Source organism: Nonomuraea sp. NPDC059194, from assembly GCF_042754765.1.
In the GTDB taxonomy this organism is placed as follows: Bacteria; Actinomycetota; Actinomycetes; order Streptosporangiales; family Streptosporangiaceae; genus Nonomuraea.
In genome coordinates, this window is record NZ_JBHZBH010000017.1 from 1 (window position 1) to 15,508 (window position 15,508).

The following is a 15,508-nucleotide window of genomic DNA, read 5'->3' on the forward strand; positions in this document are numbered from 1 at the left end:
AATCATGCACTGGCTTTTAACACACTGTTGAGTTCTCAAGAAACGGACGCGTTCACCGTCAACCACCCGGCCGCACTCGCTTCGTTATGTCTTAACTTTACCAATTCGTCCGATTTGCTGTCAAACCGGCCGATCTGGCTACAATCTCGATCACCCCGCTTCCGGGGCAACCCTCACAACTTACTCCATCATTCGGGCCGTGTCCAACCGTAGGGACCTCGTCCGAAGATCAAGCTTGTTTCTGAGGGGGTGGTGAGAGCCTAGCAGCCTCTGCGAGGGCCTCGATCCGAGGCGCCGCAGGCCGCATCGCCCTGCCTTGAAAAGAGTAGCAGTCAGGCACGCGTGCGACGTCCATGTTCGGTAACGAATAGGTCTTCCCCCGGTTCGCGTTGCCCAAACACGCCCGAGGGCCCGGAGTCGCAAGCGACTCCGGGCCCTCGGCGCACGGTCGATCAGCCGGCCGGCAACGCCGCCAGCTGCGCCTCGAGCCTGGCGATGTCGGCCGCGGACGCCTCAGCCCTGCCCCGCACCTTGGCCACCACATCTTCCGGCGCCTTGGCCATGAACTGCTCGTTGCCCAGCTTCGCCGCCACCTGGGCGGCCTCCTTGCGGGCCACGGCCAGGTCCTTCTCCAGCCGCTTGCGCTCGGCCGCGACGTCGATGGCACCGGCCGTGTCGATCTCGACGGTCACCTCGCCCACCACGAACGAGGCCGTGGGCGCGAACGACTCGCCCGGCTCCTGGAGCCTGAGCAGCGACCGGATCGCGCTCTCGTGCGCCGCGACAGCCGTACCCGCCAGAGAGAGCCTGGCCGCGACCTTCTGGCCCGGCTTGAGGCCCTGGTCGGAGCGGAAGCGACGGACCTCGGTCACCAGCTCCTGCAGCGCGAGGATCTCCGACTCCGCGGCCGGATCGGCGTAGCGGGCGTCGGCCACGGGCCATGTGGACACGACCACCGACTCACCGCCGGTGACCGCACGCCAGAGCTCCTCCGTCACGAACGGCACCAGCGGGTGCAGCAGCCGAAGCAGCGCGTCGAGCACGTGCCCGAGCACGATGCGGGTCTGGTCGAGCCCCTCGGACAGCTGAACCTTGGCCAGCTCCAGATACCAGTCGCAGACCTCGTCCCACGCGAAGTGGTAGAGCAGGTCGGAGGCCTTGGCGAACTCGAACTCCTCGAACGCCTCGTCGGCCTGCCTGATCACGGTCTGCAGCCGCGACAGGATCCAGCGGTCGGCCGCCGTCAGCGAGGCCGGCAGCTCGCCGGTGGTCGCGCCGTTCATCAGCGCGAAGCGGGTCGCGTTCCAGATCTTGTTGCAGAAGTTGCGCGAGCCGGCCGCCCACTCCTCGCTGACCGCCACGTCGGAGCCGGGGTTGGCGCCGCGCAGCAGCGTGAAGCGGGTGGCGTCGGCGCCGTAGCGGTCGATCCAGTCGAGCGGGTCGACCACGTTGCCGAACGACTTCGACATCTTCTTGCCGTACTGGTCGCGGACCATGCCGTGCAGGGCGACAGTGCGGAAGGGCGGCTGGCCGTCCATGGCGTACAGGCCCAGCATCATCATCCGCGCCACCCAGAAGAACAGGATGTCGTATCCCGTCACCAGGACGGTCGTCGGGTAGAAGCGGGCCAGCTCGGGCGTGCGGGACGGCCAGCCCAGTGTCGAGAACGGCCACAGCCCCGAGGAGAACCACGTGTCGAGCACGTCGGGATCCTGGAAGTAGCCGGCGGGCGGGTCCTCGTCGGGGCCGACGCAGACGACCTCACCGGCCGGGCCGTACCAGACGGGAATGCGGTGACCCCACCACAGCTGGCGTGAGATGCACCAGTCGTGCATGTCGTCGACCCAGTCGAAGTAGCGCTTGGCCAGCTCGGGCGGGTGGATGCGGGTGCGGCCGTCGCGGACGGCGTCGCCAGCCGCCTTGGCCAGCGGCGAGACGTTGACGAACCACTGCAGCGACAGCCTCGGCTCGACGACGGTCTTGCAGCGCGAGCAGTGGCCGACCGCGTGCAGGTAGGGCCGCTTCTCGGCGACGATCAGGCCCTGCTGGCGCAGCGCCGCGACCACGGCGGGCCGCGCCTCGAACCGGTCGAGGCCCAGGAACGGGCCGTGGGCGGTGATCACGCCGCGCTCGTCCATGACGGTCAGCGACGGCAGGGAGTGCCGGCGGCCGATCTCGAAGTCGTTGGGGTCGTGGGCGGGCGTCACCTTGACGCAGCCGGTGCCGAAGGCCGGGTCGACGTGCTCGTCGGCGACGATCAGGATCCGACGCCCGGTCAGCGGGAGCTCCACCTCGGTGCCGATCAGGTGCGCGTAGCGCTCGTCGGAGGGGTGGACGGCCACGGCGGTGTCGCCGAGCATCGTCTCGGGACGGGTGGTGGCGACCACGATCTCGTCGGAGTAGCGGATCGAGACGAGCTCGCCCTCATCGTCGCTGTGCTCGACCTCGATGTCGGACAGCGCGGTCAGACAGCGCGGGCACCAGTTGGTGATGCGCTCCGCGCGGTAGATCAGCCCGTCGTCGAAGAGCTGCTTGAAGATGGTCTGGACGGCTCGCGAGAGGCCCTCGTCCATGGTGAAGCGCTCGCGCGACCAGTCGACGCCGTCGCCCAGACGCTTCATCTGACCGAGGATCTTGCCGCCCGACTCGTCCTTCCACTGCCAGACGCGCTCGACGAACGCCTCACGGCCCAGGTCGTGCCGGGAAAGGCCCTCCTTGCCCAGCTCGCGCTCGACGACGTTCTGCGTCGCGATGCCCGCGTGGTCCATGCCGGGCAGCCACAGCGTCTCCATGCCGCGCATGCGGGCGCGGCGGCTGAGCGCGTCCTGGATGGAGTGGTCGAGCGCGTGGCCGATGTGGAGCACGCCCGTCACGTTGGGCGGCGGCAGCACGATCGAGTACGGCTCGCGCCCGCTGCCCGGGTCCGCGCCGAAGTAACCGCCCGCTACCCAGCGCTCGTAGCTCTGGGTCTCGACGTCGGCGGGCGTGTACTGGGTAGGCAGCTCTGGCGTTGTCACGCGGTCAAGTTTAGGGACCTCAGGCGACTTCCGTGGAATCGCCGCCACCACAACAGACGGCGAGGCCCCCGGAGCGGACTCCGGGGGCCTCGCCGTGAGGGCCTTTCGCGGTCAGGCCGACTTCTCGCGCGGGGTGCGCTGCTGCTTGGCCGCCAGCTGATCGCGGGGGACGAGCGTCGGGATGGCGTGCTCCAGGACCGACTCGCGGGTGATGACCACGCGGGCGACATCCTGCCTGGAAGGCACTTCGTACATCACCGACAGGAGCACCTCCTCCAGGATGGCGCGCAGGCCGCGGGCGCCCGTGCCGCGCAGGATCGCCTGGTCGGCGATCGCCTCGAGCGCGTCGTCGGTGAACTCGAGCTCGACCCCGTCGATCTCGAACAGCTTGCGGTACTGCTTGACCAGGGCGTTGCGCGGCTCGGTGAGGATCTGGATGAGCGCCTCGCGGTCGAGGTTGTGCACCGAGGTGATGACGGGCAGCCGGCCGACGAACTCGGGGATCATGCCGAACTTCAGCAGGTCTTCCGGCATCACATCGCCGAAGATGTCGGCGGAGTCGATCTCTTCCTTCGACCTGATGATGGCGTTGAAGCCGATGCCCTTCTTGCCGACCCGCGACTCGATGATCTTCTCGAGGCCGGCGAACGCGCCGCCGCAGATGAACAGCACGTTGGTGGTGTCGATCTGAATGAACTCCTGGTGGGGGTGCTTGCGCCCGCCCTGCGGCGGCACCGAGGCCGTCGTGCCTTCCAGGATCTTCAGCAGCGCCTGCTGCACGCCCTCGCCCGAGACGTCACGGGTGATCGAGGGGTTTTCGCTCTTACGGGCTATCTTGTCGACCTCGTCGATGTAGATGATGCCCGTCTCGGCCTTCTTGACGTCGTAGTCGGCCGCCTGGATGAGCTTGAGCAGAATGTTCTCGACGTCTTCGCCGACGTAGCCGGCCTCGGTGAGCGCCGTGGCGTCCGCGATGGCGAACGGCACGTTGAGCATTTTGGCCAGCGTCTGCGCCAGCAGCGTCTTGCCGGATCCCGTCGGACCGAGAAGCAGGATGTTGGACTTGGACAGCTCCAGGCCGTCGTCCCTGCCGCGGTCTCCTGACTGCACCCGCTTGTAGTGGTTGTACACCGCCACCGAGAGCGCCTTCTTGGCCTTGTCCTGGCCGATGACATAGGCGTCGAGGAACTCGTAGATCTCTCTCGGCTTGGGCAGATTGTCCCACTTGAGCTCGGAGGACTCGGAGAGCTCCTCCTCGATGATCTCGTTGCAGAGATCGATGCACTCATCGCAGATGTAGACGCCGGGACCGGCGATGAGCTTCTTGACTTGCTTCTGGCTCTTCCCGCAGAAAGAGCACTTCAGCAGGTCTCCCCCGTCGCCGATGCGTGCCACCCCAGATACTCCTTTGCGTGGGACCGCCCTGCTCCCGCGATCCGTATCCTCCGGACCCGGTCCGAACCGCTCAGGTTTCGACGTTACCGTCTTCTGGGCCCTCAGTGAGCCCCCTGGCGGCGAGTCGCACCGGAACGTGCCCCATTGGGCACCGCTCCGGTGCGTCGCGTCTCGATCAGGAAGCGACGGCCTGAGCTCGCTTCTTCCTGGCCGGGATGATGTCGTCGATCAGACCATACGCCTTGGCCTCATCGGCGTTGAGAATTTTGTCGCGTTCGATGTCCTTACGAACTTCGGCCGGCGCCTTGCCCGAGTGCTTGGCGATGATCTCCTCAAGGAGGGCGCGCATGCGCAGGATCTCCCTGGCCTGGATCTCGATGTCGCTTCCCTGGCCGCCGCCCTCGGTGGAGGGCTGGTGGATCAGGACCCTGGCGTTGGGCAGCGCGAACCGCTTGCCCGGCGTGCCGCCGGACAGCAGCACGGCCGCGGCGGAGGCGGCCTGGCCGAGGCAGACGGTCTGGATCTCCGGCCTGACGAACTGCATCGTGTCGTAGATCGCCGTCATGGCCGTGAAGGACCCGCCGGGCGAGTTGATGTAGATGCTGATGTCACGGTCGGGGTCGAGCGACTCCAGCGTCAGCAACTGTGCCATGACGTCGTTGGCGGAGGCGTCGTCGATCTGCACTCCGAGGAAGATGATGCGGTCCTCGAAGAGCTTGTTGTACGGATTCATCTCCTTCACGCCGTACGACGTGCGCTCGACGAAGGAGGGGAGAACGTAGCGGCTCTCGATGTTCAACTTCAGCTCCCCCTAGGAAACGGTGCCCTGCGAGGACACCTGGCGCGCGCTGCGGACCACGTGGTCGATGAACCCGTAGTCCTTGGCCTCGTCGGCGGTGAACCAGCGGTCGCGGTCGGAGTCGGCCTCGATCTGGTCCAGCTGCTGGCCGGTGTGGAAGGCGATCCGCTCGGCCAGCGTCTTCTTCACGTAGAGCATCTGCTCAGCCTGGATGGCGATGTCGGCGGCGGTACCGCCGATGCCGCCCGAGGGCTGGTGCATCATGATGCGGGCGTGCGGCAACGCGTAACGCTTGCCAGGAGCACCGGCGCAGAGCAGGAACTGCCCCATGGAAGCCGCCAGGCCCATGGCAACCGTGGCCACGTCGTTCGGCACATATTCCATCATGTCGTAAATCGCCATGCCTGCGGTCACGGACCCACCAGGCGAGTTGATGTACAGGTAGATGTCGCGGTCGGAATCGTCGGCCGCGAGCAGTAGCAGCTCGGCGCAGATGCGGTTGGCGATCTCGTCGTTGACGTCCGTGCCGAGCACGATGATGCGCTCGCGCAGCAGGCGCTGGTAGAGCTGGTCCTCAAGCCGGAAGGACGAGCCGTTCTCACGGCCTCGCGACTCGGGCTGATAGAAGGTCGGCGGGCTGGTCACAGCGTCACCTTCCGATGCGTCGTAATCGATGGGGCTTTGCTTGTGACCTTAACGCGCACGGCCCCCAGGTCATGCCCGGTCCACCGGCTGTTCGCTGTCGGCGCAGGTCGGCGTCAGTGCCCGCGGGAAGCGCGTCTGCGCTCCTCCAGGTCCAGCTCGTGCAGGAGTTTGCGCTGGGTGCGGGTGCTGATCCGGCCCTTGCGGTAGAGCTGGTCGAGCTTGTCCCTCTGGGCTCTGACCAGCTCCTTCCTGAGCTTACCCAACTGGGGTTGGGCGTCGTCCTCGTCGAGGATGGACCGGACCCTGTCCAGGCGCAGCTCGAACAGCTGGCGGTAGACGTCGGCGGTGCGGTCGTCGACGCGGTCGTCGGCGGCCATCTCGTCGATACGGCTCAGCGCGGCCTCCAGCGTGGCGGCTCTGGCCTCGGTCTCCTCCTTGATCTCGGCGTCGCTCTCGCCGAGGCCGAGCCTGCGCAGGAGCGGCGCGAGCGTCGTGGCCTGGCCGACGAGCGTGGCCAGGACGACGCAGGCGGCCAGGAACAGCAGCAGCGGCCGGTGCTCCACTCCGAACGGGATGGACAGCGCGATCGCCAGGGTGATGGCGCCGCGCATGCCGGCCCAGCCCATGACGACGCGCTGCCGTACGTCGATGGTCTCGAAGCGCCTGAAGCGCAGCAGCGGCACGACCACGAGCGTCCAGAGCATCCGCAGCAGCACGACGACCGCGATGACCAGCAGGGCCGTGGCCGCCAGGCGCGGCCACGACTGCCCGGTCATGGCGGCGAACACATCGGTGATCTCCAGGCCCAGCAGCACGAACAGCGTCGATTCGAGCAGGAAGACCAGCACCTCCCAGAAGGCCTGTCCGGTCAGCCTGGAGGCGGGCTGCAACACGCCGTTGCCCTTGATGCCGAGCCAGAAGCCGACCACGATCGTGGCCAGCACGCCTGAGAGACCGAGGTGCTCCGCGGGAATGTAGGCGACGAACGGGGTGAGCAGCGAGAGCACGATCTGCCCGCCCGGCTCCCTGATCAGGGGCCTGAGCCTGCCGATGACCCAGGCGACCGCCATGCCGTACAGGATGCCGCCGGCGACGACCCTGACCAGCTCGGTCGCGGCCTCGCCGGCGGTGACCTGATGGCTGAGCGCCGACAGCGCCAGGCCGAACATCGTCAGGGCGACGCCGTCGTTGACCAGGCTCTCGCCCTCCAGGATGGTGACCAGCCTGCGCGGCGCGCCGACCCGCTTCATGACCGCGGTCGCGGCGACGGGGTCGGTGGGCGCGACCGCGGCGCCGAGCGCCAGCGCCGCCGCCCACGTGAGATCGGGTACGGCCCAGCCGACCGCGAACGCGACGCCGAGCGCGGTCGCGCAGGTCAGCGTGAAGGCCATGATCGCTATGGGTCCCGCGTCCGCGCGCGTCTCGCGTGGCGTGGTGAGGAAGGCCGCGTGGTAGACCAGCGGCGGCAGGAACAGGTTGAGCACGATCTCCGGGTCGACGCGCACGTCCTCCACGCCGGGCAGCAGGCTGATCAGCAGGCCGAGTCCGACCAGCAGGATCGCCTCGGGCACCGGCAGTCTGCGGGCCATGACGCGGCCGGCCATGACGGCCACGGCCACCGCCAGCCCGAGGAAGAACAGCTCGTCGCCCATGGCCCTCCCCTCGCTCGCCGTCCCGTGAGTGAGTGCCTGCCCCGAAAACGGCGAAACCCCCGTCCCGCGCGAGCGGGATCGGGGGTTTCGTGAGACGAGAAGAGCTTACTCCTCGGTGGCGGCGGCCTCTTCGGTGGCCTCTTCGCCGTTGATCTCGGTGTAGATGGCCTTGAGGTCGACCTCGTTGCCGGCCTCGTCGACGACCTTGGCGGCGTCGCCGACGACGGTCTTGGCCTTGTCGCGGACGATCTCGACCATGGCCAGCGTGAGCTGGTCGTTGTCGGCGAGGTGCTGGGCCAGCGTGTTCGGGGCGACGCCCATCTGCATGGCGCGGCGGACCACGAAGTTGGTCAGCTCCTGCTCGTTGACGCCGAGCTCCTCGGCCTTGACGATCTTGTCGAGGACGAAGCCGGTCTTGATCGCCTTGACGGAGCTCGTCTCGAACTCGCCGAAGCGCTCCTCCTCCGTCGTCTGGTAGAGACGGAAGAAGGCGTCGCGGCTCAGGCCGCTCTCGGCGATCTGGTGGTCGAGGTTGTGCTTGCGGGCGTCGACCTCGGCCTTGAGGGCGCTGTCGGGGATCGGGATCTCGATCTGCTCCAGCAGCGCGTCGAGGGCCATCTCGCGGGACTGGACGACCTGGTCGACCAGCTTGTTGCGGCGGGCCTGCTCGCGGATGCTCTCCTTGAGCTCCTCGAGCGTGTCGAACTCGCTGGCCAGCTGGGCGAACTCGTCGTCGAGCTCGGGAAGGACCTTCTCCTTGACCGACTTGACGTTGATGATCACGTCGGCCTCGTCGCCGGCGTTCTCGCCACCGACCAGCTCGGTGCGGAAGGTCTTCTCCTCGCCCGCGGACATGCCCTCGAGCGCGTCGTCGAGGCCCTGCAGGACCGAGCCCGCGCCGACCTCGTAGGACACCTCGTTGGCCTGCTGCTCCTCGAGGTTGACACCGTCGATCTCGGCGCGCAGGTCCATGACGACGAAGTCGTTCTTGGCGGCGGCGCGCTCGACGCCGGTCAGCGTCGCGAAGCGCTGGCGCAGCGCGTCGAGCTGGGCGTTGATGTCCTCGTCGGTGACCTCGGCGGTCGGGACGGTCACCTCGATGCCGGCGTAGTCGGGCACCTCGAAGTTGGGCCTGACGTCGACCTCGGCGGTGAACTCGATCTGCTCACCGTCTTCGATCTTGGTGACCTCGATGTCGGGCTGGCTGACCGGGAACAGGTCGACCTCGTCGACGGCCTGGCCGTACAGCTTCGGCACCGCGTCGTTGAGGGTCTCCTCCAGCACCACCGCGCGGCCGAAGCGCTGCTCGATGATGCGGGCCGGAACCTTGCCGGGGCGGAAGCCGGGGACGCGAACCTGCTCCGCGACCTTCTTGTACGCCGCCTGCATGCTCGGGCCAAGCTCGTCGAACGGCACTTCGACGGTGAGCTTCACCCGAGTCGGGCTGAGCTCCTCGACAGCGGTCTTCACGGGGTGGTCTCCTTGATCAAGCTTTGAGTGTCCGCGGGCGCGTCCAGATCTGCGGCTCACGCGCCGCGCCCACATGATCGGTGTCGGGCATGCTCGCACCGGCGAATGTCCAACGCCGCACGCCAGTCTAGGGCAGAAGCGCACCCAAGCACGACGAACAGACGGTCAGATCTCTTCCTTGATCTTGTTGAGAAGGTCCACGGTCTCGTCAGGGGTGGTGCTGACGGCGCACAGGCGCTCGATGACCTCGGTGTAACGGTCGACGTCCTCGCGCTTGTCGAGATAGAGCGCGCCGGCCAGTTGCTCGACGTAGACGACGTCGGGCAGCTCGGGGTCGGGGAAGCGCAGGATGCTGAAGGCGCCGCCCTCCGCGCTGTGCCCGCCGAAGTCGAACGGCATGATCTGGATGGTGATGTTGGGCTGGCGCATCAGGTCGATCAGGTGCTCGAGCTGGGCCTTCATCACCTCGGCGCCGCCGATGGGACGGCGCAGCGCGGCCTCGTCGATGACCGCCCAGAAGATCGGGCCGCCGGGGCGGTCGAGCACGCGCTGGCGTTCGAGGCGCAGGTCGACCCTGCGGGCGATCTCCTCGCCGCCGACTCCGGCCGACCCCGCGGTGATGACGGCCTTGGCGTACTCCTTGGTCTGCAGCAGGCCGGGGACGAACTGGACCTCGTAGGTCCTGATGCGGGCCGCGGCCTCCTCGAGGCCGACGTAGGCCTGGAACCACGAGGGCAGCAGGTCGTTGAAGCGGTGCCACCAGCCCGGCTCGTTGGCCGTGGTCACCAGGTCGAGGACGGCCTTGCGGGCGCTTTCGTCGGCCACGCCGTACAGGGTGAGCAGGTCGGCGACGTCGCGCTCCTTGAAGCCGACACGCCCCAGCTCCATGCGGCTGATCTTGGATTCGGAGCCCCTGATGAGGTGACCGGCCTCTTCCCTCGTGACGCCGCGCGACTCCCTGAGCCGGCGAAGTTGGGAGCCCAGCAGGATGCGCAGAGCCGTTGGCCCCGAGCCCGGCGGGTTCTGCGTCACAATGCCTCCCTCTTCGGTCCGCACACAGTGTCACTAGTTCCCGGCGCTGTGACAAGGTCTCAGCCGTGTGTCCGCTTGGGCAGTAACCATGATGCAATTGCACATTGCAGCTGCACGTGCATTTGGGTCTTGCAGCACCGCTTGTGGTGACCCATGATGGCCTAGTGCATATGGGTGGCAATCGCCGACATATGCACTATTTCAGGATTAGTGGAGGTACTGGCGGGATGGTGGAGGACCCCCTGACCACTGCCGCCTGCCTGCAGATCACCCGCGAGGTCGGCTTCGACCGCCTCCTCCGCGCCGAAGAGCCGGACACGACCGCCTGGCCCCTCCCCTTCAAGGCCGACTCGGTCCGCACGGCCAGGGACGTCACCCGCTCCACCCTCGACCACTGGGGGCTGTCCGAGCTCGGCGACGACGCCGCCCTGGTGGTCTCCGAGCTGGTCACCAACGCCGTCAGGTACGCCAGGGGCAGCCGCGACATCACCCTGCTGCTGATGCGGGTCGCTCCCCACGTGCTGCTGGCGGTGGCCGACCCCAGCGACGAGGTCCCCACGCCGAAGGAGCCCGACTTCGTCTCCGAGAACGGCCGCGGGCTCTACATCGTCGAGACCTACAGCGAGTGCTGGGGCTGGGACTGCCTCGACGGCGGCGGCAAGGCGGTGTGGGCGCTGTTCCACACCGGCTCCTGATTTTCTTATCCGTTTCGCAACCAAGCCTCGCCGGTTCAGGCCCATCTCACGCAGAAGGCCACTCCTGTTGTGGAGTGGCCTTCTGGCATGTACGGCAGTCGGGGCGACAGGATTTGAACCTGCGACTTCCTGCTCCCAAAGCAGGCGCGCTACCAAGCTGCGCCACGCCCCGCGACGTCGGTTACGCATGCGCTCCGGGACTCCGGTACGCTTACGCCCTGACGACCGGATGAAGTCTAGACCAGACTTCGACCGGCTCGCGCGGACGTAGCTCAATGGTAGAGCCCTAGTCTTCCAAACTAGCTACGCGGGTTCGATTCCCGTCGTCCGCTCAGAAAGCAAAAGGCCAGGTCATCCGCATGGAGACCTGGCCTTTTGTGATCTTCAGGAATTCTTTTCGATCTTCCGTGCCCGCTGTGTGCCCGACGCCTCTTTTCTGTGCCCCTTCCTCGCTGCCGTGAACGCCTGGCCGAGCGCCTGGGCGATGGCCTGGTCCTGGTCCCTGGTGGCGTGCTGGTAGATCAGGGCGGCTCTTGAGGAGGCGTGGCCCATGCGGACCATCAAGTCCTTGAGGCTCGCGCCGGTTCCCGCCGCCAGCGTGTTGCCCACATGCCGAAGGTCGTGGAAGTGGAGTTCGGGCAGCCCCACGTCGGCCCGCGCCTTGTTCCAGATGCGCCGGAATGCTGACCGGCGAAGGAGCCCGCCCTTGGGGCCGACGAAGACGTGACCGAACTCCCCTGGCTCCGCGTACTTGTCGAGATGCCTGCGAAGGTCGGGGATGATCTCGGCGGGGATCGAGACCACGCGGCGACCGGCCTTGGACTTCGGCGTCTCATCAAGGAGAGTGCCGCCGTTGAGCTCGGCCAAGGTACCGACGACGCGAACGACCCGAGCGTCCAGATCGAGGTTGGTACGGCGGAGCCCTGCCAGTTCTCCCCACCGAAGGCTCGCGAAGGTACCCAGGAGCACGAGCGCCCGGTAGCGGTCCGGAACCTTGTCGGCGACCTCCAGGACTTTGGGCAGCGAGACCATGGGGCGTTCGGGCGTGTCGGGCGTGCCAGCACCCTTGATTCTGCAGGGGTTGCGCCTGATCAACTCATCCTCAACAGCGGTGTTCAGGATGGACTTGAGAAGCTGGTACGCCTTGGCCACCGTCGATTGGCCGGCCACACCCAAGCGTTCCTTCCGCCAGCGACGGACATCGGCGTCCTTGATGTCGGAGAGCTGACACTTGCCGAACGTCGGGATGAGGTGATTCCGGAGCAGGCTCCGATAGAGCCCTTCAGTTGTGCGCTTGATCACTCGGTCGTCGATCCACTGTGCCGCGTACTCCTCGAAGAGGACCTTTCCAGCTTCCGGGCTCATCCACTCCCCACGCTGGATCTCCGCGGTGACTCAGGGATGATCTGCCTGCGGACTATCGATGGCTTGTGCCTGACCTGTCCACGGCGACTTGGATCTCGACATAGACCGGGCCGGGCGGCATGACTTGATAGGAGCCTGGCAGTTCCCTCAACTGAGATATGTCCGCCGACCAGCCCGGATGTCGTCCCCTTTCGATGAAGGAGAACACGTCCATGATGGTGATCGGTATCGATCCGCACAAGCGCACCCACACCGCGGTCGCAGTCGATGAAGTCGGCCGCAAGAAGGGCGAACGCACCGTGCAGGCCCGCGGCGAGGGGCACGTCCAACTCGTGCTCTGGGCGCGCAAGCTCGCTCCCGACCAGCGCGTGTGGGCGGTGGAAGACGTCCGGCACGTCTCCGGCGGCCTGGTCCGCGACTGCTGGCGGCCGGCGAGACCGTCATACCGGTACCGCCGAACCGCACCGCCGGCGAGCGGCGTAGCGGACGCGAGCGCGGCAAGTCCGACCCCATCGACGCCCTGGCCATCGCCCGTCTGGCACTGCGAGAGCCCGACCTGCCGACCGCACATCTCGATGAGCACACCCGGCCGATCCGCCTGCTCGTCGACCACCGCGAGGCCCTCATCGCCGAGCGCACCAGACTGATCAACCGCGTGTTATGGCTGGTCCACGACCTCAACCCCGACCTGGCAGCCGCAGTGACCAAACTCAAGCAGATCACCACCCGGCGCAAGCTCACCACACAGCTTCAAGCCCTGCCGGCCAGCACCGCCCGCCGGGTCGCCCTGGCCCAGATCGCCCTCATCGACTCTCTCAGCATCGAGATCGACACGATCGAAAAGGAGCTCGAACCGCTCGTCGAAGCCCGCGTTCCGCGTCTCATGGCGATCATCGGAGTCAACGTGCTGACTGCCGCCAAACTCCTGGGCGAGGTCGGCGACATCACCCGTTTCGCAGCTCCGCAGCCTTCGCCCGGCACAACGGCACCGCCCCCATCCCCGTCTGGAGCGGCAACGACGACCGACACCGGCTCAACCGCGGCGGCAATCGCCAGCTCAACACCACCCTGCACCGCATCGCCATCACCCAGGCCCGCTGCCACGAAGGCGCCCGAGCGCTGCTGAAACGACGCCAGGAAACCACCCGAGACACCACCAAGGGCAGCTTCCGCGTCCTGAAACGGCATCTGTCAGACGTGATCTACCGCGCCCTCATCGCCGACCACCACGCCCACAACAACGGGACATCGACAGGCCCCCAGTAGCTTGGCACCCGTGGAGGAAGCACATCCAGGCAAACAGCGGGTGCAGTGGCCAGAGCGACGCAAGGACGTGCTGGAGGCACTACGAGCCCTGAGTGACCGCGACAACCAGGACCAACACTGGCGATCCGGGAAAGGATGGCCAGACCTCACCGCTGCCGTGCACTGGCTCATCGACGACACCTTCATCGACCAACACGGCGCACAAGCACTGATCCCCCAACTTTTCCTTGATCAACGAGAAGCCGACCTCGTGCAGATGGTGGTCGACGCCCTCATACTCGTCCTCGATGACCTTGGCCCCGCCGCTCCAGACAACGCCTACCTCGACCATCCTGGATGGATCAACGTCCTGTATTCGGCCGACGCTGCCCACGCAGCTTTGTCGTCCGACAAGCAGGACACATGACGACAGCTCCAAGACGCCCAGAGCCACGACGAGATATCAACCCAGCCAACCCCCTTGCACATAGGAGCGTCAGGCGGCCGGAAGTGTGCGGGTCTTGTCCGCCATGAAACGATCGATCTCCGTTCGTTGACCGGGGTCAAACGCACGCCGAGGTAGGTAGAGGGTTGATCCATCGATCATGCGAAGGAACCAGAACTCTCGGCCACTCTCTATGCGCGTGAACATCGACCATCGGTAGGTGACATCGAACTCTTCCTCGCGGCATTCGATCGACTCATCCGTCAGCCTTACTCGAGCTGGGCGAATGAGCCACCGCCGCGCCCGCCAGAAGTAGCGATACACCCTCCAAACCACCCACAGCGAGGCCAGTCCCGCCGACATGGTGATCGCGCCGACCACGAGGTTGTAGGTGACAGCGGCAAGGGCGCCGAAGGGGACCAAGAACACGGCGCAGAGCACGGAATTGTCAAAAGATCTTCCGGCCCCGGCCACAACGGCGCGCCGAGCCTCCCTTGAAGTCAGCCGGATCTCCGTCGCAATGTCCACGGTGTCCCCTGTCGGAGTGGAGTGGGCAGCGCAAGTGTACGGCTCGTCCTATCGCAACAGGTCACAGGCTTAACACCGTGCCATTAACCCCGGTGACGAGGGGTCAACCACGGTCACTCACGACCGCTCCGGCCCCCGCTGACCAGGCAACCCGAGGTCCGCTCCCCGCGATCACAGCAATTCCCAAGCTGACAGCGCCTCGGTTGGACGACCACCGAGTCAGCCGACGTGAGAGACCGAGATGTCGGCGTGCGGGAGAATAACCCGATGCAGCGATTTGATGCCGCGGGGGCTGGACTTGTCGCAGGGCAAGCGGTGCGAGTCCAAGTGACCAGCCATGAGCCGTGGGGTGTCATGGTGGTGATCTCCGGTCATGAGGACATAGGTGCGTCTGTGGACGGGGCAATGATCGACAGCCTTTCAGGGAGCCCGCGTGCCCTTCCTTGCGAATACCCTCTTGTCGGGTCCGAAGTCGACGCCGTCGTGCAGGAAGTCAGCCGGCACTTCCCGCCCTCGTGGGTGCGGTTGACGATGCGTACTGAGGACCTGGCGTGCTTTCGGTGGGGGTGCGACTTCTGCGGAACGCACACCATCTTGAGCCCGGGCGGCGATGGAGTGGTCATGGAGGTCCGAAGCGCCGACGGCCCCGGCAGCACAGCTATCATCTCCCATCGCGAATGCCTGGCCACACGACTTCACCCTCAAAGTCTTGAGCCAGCCCGGATCCGCTCGGTCGGCCGCAAGCAGTAGGCCTCTAACCAAGGTCCGGAATATACGCGGAATGCTCTTCCCGCCCCAGGAGGGAGCAACGACATCGGCCACAGGTCAGCAAGCCATCATCCAAGGAGAGCGCGACCCACTTTTAATCCGTAGGTTCCGGGTTCGAGCCCCGGGTGCCCTACCTCACATGACCTGGGCGGGCTCCCCTTTTCTTGATCGGAGAACCCGCCCAGGGTTGCAATCACGTCTCCCCGAGGGCGCGACCCATCCGCGCCGCCGCCTCCGTCGCGAGGGTCTCGCCACTGCATGGTCGGCCACCATGCCTACTTGGGGGCGATCGACGATCCAGGGTTCGTTCCTCACCCTGGCTCACCGAGTAACGTGGCTGATCACCGCGTGATCCTCGCCGTCGTGCGGTACTCGTCCGTCCTCCAGTGGCACCAACCAGCCGTTGAGACCGGCCCGGCAACAGACCGAACCACCGGCGACGACATAGCGGA

12 protein-coding genes, 2 tRNA genes and 1 pseudogene are annotated in these 15,508 nt (G+C 66.5%); 5 read left to right on the top strand and 10 right to left on the bottom strand.

Annotated features, from left to right (window positions below; all coding sequences use genetic code 11):
* Window positions 1–452: 452 nt before the first annotated feature.
* From ACFXJ8_RS21185 to ACFXJ8_RS21215, 7 genes are all read right to left on the bottom strand, one after another.
* Complete coding sequence (locus ACFXJ8_RS21185; protein ID WP_379645632.1) at window positions 453–3,017, bottom strand: valine--tRNA ligase; 2,565 nt, start codon at window positions 3,015–3,017, stop codon at window positions 453–455.
* 111 nt (window positions 3,018–3,128) lie between these two features.
* Window positions 3,129–4,412 carry an ATP-dependent Clp protease ATP-binding subunit ClpX gene (gene clpX, locus ACFXJ8_RS21190; protein ID WP_379572676.1) on the bottom strand — a complete coding sequence of 428 codons (1,284 nt, stop codon included), beginning with the start codon at window positions 4,410–4,412 and terminating at the stop codon, window positions 3,129–3,131.
* Window positions 4,413–4,587: 175 nt separating this feature from the next.
* Complete coding sequence (locus ACFXJ8_RS21195) at window positions 4,588–5,211, bottom strand: ATP-dependent Clp protease proteolytic subunit (protein WP_379645633.1); 624 nt, start codon at window positions 5,209–5,211, stop codon at window positions 4,588–4,590.
* Between the two features lie 12 nt (window positions 5,212–5,223).
* On the bottom strand, window positions 5,224–5,856 hold the full coding sequence (locus ACFXJ8_RS21200) for a ClpP family protease (RefSeq protein ID WP_379645634.1): 633 nt from the start codon (window positions 5,854–5,856) through the stop codon (window positions 5,224–5,226).
* Window positions 5,857–5,969: 113 nt separating this feature from the next.
* Entirely contained in the window at window positions 5,970–7,508 is a 1,539-nt protein-coding gene (locus ACFXJ8_RS21205; RefSeq protein WP_379645635.1) for a Na+/H+ antiporter, read from the bottom strand.
* Between the two features lie 105 nt (window positions 7,509–7,613).
* A complete protein-coding gene (gene tig, locus ACFXJ8_RS21210) occupies window positions 7,614–8,978 on the bottom strand; it encodes a trigger factor (protein ID WP_379645636.1) in 1,365 nt (454 codons plus the stop codon).
* 165 nt (window positions 8,979–9,143) lie between these two features.
* The gene (locus ACFXJ8_RS21215) at window positions 9,144–10,010 is read right to left on the bottom strand and encodes a helix-turn-helix domain-containing protein (protein WP_379645637.1); all 867 of its coding nucleotides are present in this window, start codon (window positions 10,008–10,010) and stop codon (window positions 9,144–9,146) included.
* Window positions 10,011–10,237: 227 nt separating this feature from the next.
* Between ACFXJ8_RS21215 and ACFXJ8_RS21220 the strand changes: the two genes are divergently transcribed.
* On the top strand, window positions 10,238–10,705 hold the full coding sequence (locus tag ACFXJ8_RS21220; protein WP_379645638.1) for an ATP-binding protein: 468 nt from the start codon (window positions 10,238–10,240) through the stop codon (window positions 10,703–10,705).
* 98 nt (window positions 10,706–10,803) lie between these two features.
* On the opposite strand, the gene ACFXJ8_RS21225 is transcribed toward ACFXJ8_RS21220, so the two are convergent.
* Window positions 10,804–10,877 (bottom strand) — tRNA-Pro (locus ACFXJ8_RS21225).
* A gap of 89 nt (window positions 10,878–10,966) precedes the next feature.
* Between ACFXJ8_RS21225 and ACFXJ8_RS21230 the strand changes: the two genes are divergently transcribed.
* Window positions 10,967–11,037, top strand: a tRNA-Gly gene (locus ACFXJ8_RS21230).
* A 52-nt stretch (window positions 11,038–11,089) separates the two neighbouring features.
* Here ACFXJ8_RS21230 and ACFXJ8_RS21235 read toward each other — a convergent pair.
* On the bottom strand, window positions 11,090–12,070 hold the full coding sequence (locus ACFXJ8_RS21235; RefSeq protein WP_379645639.1) for a tyrosine-type recombinase/integrase: 981 nt from the start codon (window positions 12,068–12,070) through the stop codon (window positions 11,090–11,092).
* A 370-nt stretch (window positions 12,071–12,440) separates the two neighbouring features.
* Here ACFXJ8_RS21235 and ACFXJ8_RS21240 point away from each other — a divergent pair.
* The 3 genes and pseudogenes from ACFXJ8_RS21240 to ACFXJ8_RS21250 all read left to right on the top strand — a co-directional run.
* A pseudogene (locus tag ACFXJ8_RS21240) lies at window positions 12,441–12,731 on the top strand (transposase); the annotation flags it as partial.
* Window positions 12,731–13,336, top strand: coding sequence for a transposase (locus ACFXJ8_RS21245; RefSeq protein WP_379645776.1), 606 nt, complete (start codon window positions 12,731–12,733; stop codon window positions 13,334–13,336). The pseudogene ACFXJ8_RS21240 and the gene ACFXJ8_RS21245, both read left to right, overlap by 1 nt.
* A 10-nt stretch (window positions 13,337–13,346) precedes the next feature.
* The gene (locus ACFXJ8_RS21250) at window positions 13,347–13,742 is read left to right on the top strand and encodes a hypothetical protein (protein ID WP_379645640.1); all 396 of its coding nucleotides are present in this window, start codon (window positions 13,347–13,349) and stop codon (window positions 13,740–13,742) included.
* A gap of 69 nt (window positions 13,743–13,811) precedes the next feature.
* On the opposite strand, the gene ACFXJ8_RS21255 is transcribed toward ACFXJ8_RS21250, so the two are convergent.
* Window positions 13,812–14,288, bottom strand: coding sequence for a YcxB family protein (locus ACFXJ8_RS21255; RefSeq protein ID WP_379645641.1), 477 nt, complete (start codon window positions 14,286–14,288; stop codon window positions 13,812–13,814).
* Window positions 14,289–15,508: the final 1,220 nt, after the last annotated feature.